The following is a 1,596-nucleotide window of genomic DNA, read 5'->3' as shown; positions in this document are numbered from 1 at the left end:
CCACGAACCTGTGAGCAACCAGACACTCAGACAAGTCGGGCAAGAAAGCCCTCCCCCACCACTGGAATGCCGTACTCGCGCGCCTTCCGCGCCTTCCCCGACAGCGAGTCGGGGTCGGCGGCAACCACGAGTGAAACCTTCTTCGAGACCGCGCCGGCTACGCGGTAACCCGACGCGGTAAGGACCGCCTCAAGCTCGGCACGGGGGCGCGACATCTCGCCGGTCAACACGACGGTCGCGCCGGTCGGCAATACGAACGCGCCGAGCGTGGGCGTAGCATCCGTCGTCGACGTCGCCTCAACGAGCGCACGCGGAGCGAGGGCAGCCGTGAGCACTGCGTCGGGCACCTGCAAGAGCGCCGCGACGGCCGCAAGGTCTGCCACCTCGGTCGCCGACAGTACGCCGTCACCCCACGCCACTGTGGCGAGCTGGTCGAGGTACTCAGCGTGCAGGCGGGCTGCCGTGTCGCGCCCGATACCCAGCTCGTTAGCGACGGCGGCGAGCTGACGCGACTCGTGCTCCGACAGATGGCGATCGATGAGGCAACGATCGAGCAAAGCCAAATACTCAACGAACTCGACCGGGCCCGAGACATCCGGCAGCCGCTCGGCGATGCGCTGCAAGAACGGCACGGATGCTCCGCTCGAGCCACGCGCCACCCACCGCTCGCGGCCGCTCAGGTGCGAAGGTGTCGGCCAACCAGCATTCAGGGCACGGTCCATGTGGGCGTACCAGAACTCGCGATCGGTGCTGGCGATGTAACCCCCAAGAAGCTCGGCCGTCGCGTGCGCGTCGACGAGTGCGCGGTGGGCGTTATCGAGCGGAATGTCGAACGCGGCACAGCAGTCGGCGAGGCTTCGTCCTGCACCCGGGATGAGGTCGCGAGCTAGCTGCATGGTGCAGAGCGTCGGGGCGTCGTCAGGCAACGGGTGGGGCGTTCGGCCGAACTCGGCCACAAGAAAGCCGCGGTCGAACCGCGCGTTGTGGGCAACGAGCACCCGCCCCGCGAGCAGGTCGACGAGGTCGTCGGCGATGTCAGCGAAGGTGGGTGCGTCGATCAGATCCGCGGCGCGAATGCCATGCACGTGCTCGGCGCCCACATGACGCTGCGGGTTGACGAGCGTCTCCCACTCCCCGGTGATCGTGCCGTTCTCATCGGTGTGCACAACCGCGATTTCGATGACGCGGTCGTGCCCGCCGGTGAATAGGCCAGTCGTTTCCAGGTCGACGACAGCGAATCCAGGACCAGACATCGAGCCTCCTCCTCGTGAAGCGAGGCTAGCTCAGGTCGCCGACATTCCGTGTGTCAGCACTACCAACCGATCCGTCGCCCGCGACGCCCCCACGTACAGCAGGTCGCGGTGGTAGGCCTTCGAGAGGTCGACGTCGGTCAGAATCACCGCGGGCGCCTCGAGGCCCTTGAACTCGTGGATGCTCCCCCACCGAATGCGCGTCGCGTCGTCGATGCTCGTGCCCAGGCGTGAGGTGAGGCGGGCATCCGTCGCCCCAGAACCAGCCGCGCGGTCAGCGAGAGCCTGCCCGGCCGCCGAGCGCTCGCGCGCGTAGGGCGACAGAATCACCAGCTCGCGCACCGTG

Annotated in this window: 2 protein-coding genes; both read right to left on the bottom strand. The window is 67.7% G+C overall.

Features of this window, described 5'->3' with window-relative positions:
* Positions 1 to 26 precede the first annotated feature (26 nt).
* Positions 27 to 1,253: an exonuclease domain-containing protein gene (locus SFU54_RS08960; RefSeq protein ID WP_319015938.1), complete on the bottom strand. Its 1,227-nt coding sequence runs from the start codon at positions 1,251 to 1,253 to the stop codon at positions 27 to 29.
* 30 nt (positions 1,254 to 1,283) lie between these two features.
* Positions 1,284 to 1,596, bottom strand: a 313-nt coding sequence (locus SFU54_RS08955; RefSeq protein ID WP_319015937.1) for an ATP-binding domain-containing protein, incomplete at its 5' end; no start/stop codon positions are given.

Source organism: Microcella sp. (assembly GCF_033763155.1).
Lineage (GTDB): Bacteria > Actinomycetota > Actinomycetes > Actinomycetales > Microbacteriaceae > Microcella.
This window is presented reverse-complemented; position numbering and strand designations above follow the sequence as displayed.

Bases quoted from the DNA above. Each gene is read 5' to 3' on its own strand.
- SFU54_RS08960 (WP_319015938.1), bottom strand. From the start codon at position 1,253: ATGTCTGGTCCTGGATTCGCTGTCGTCGACCTGGAAACGACTGGCCTA.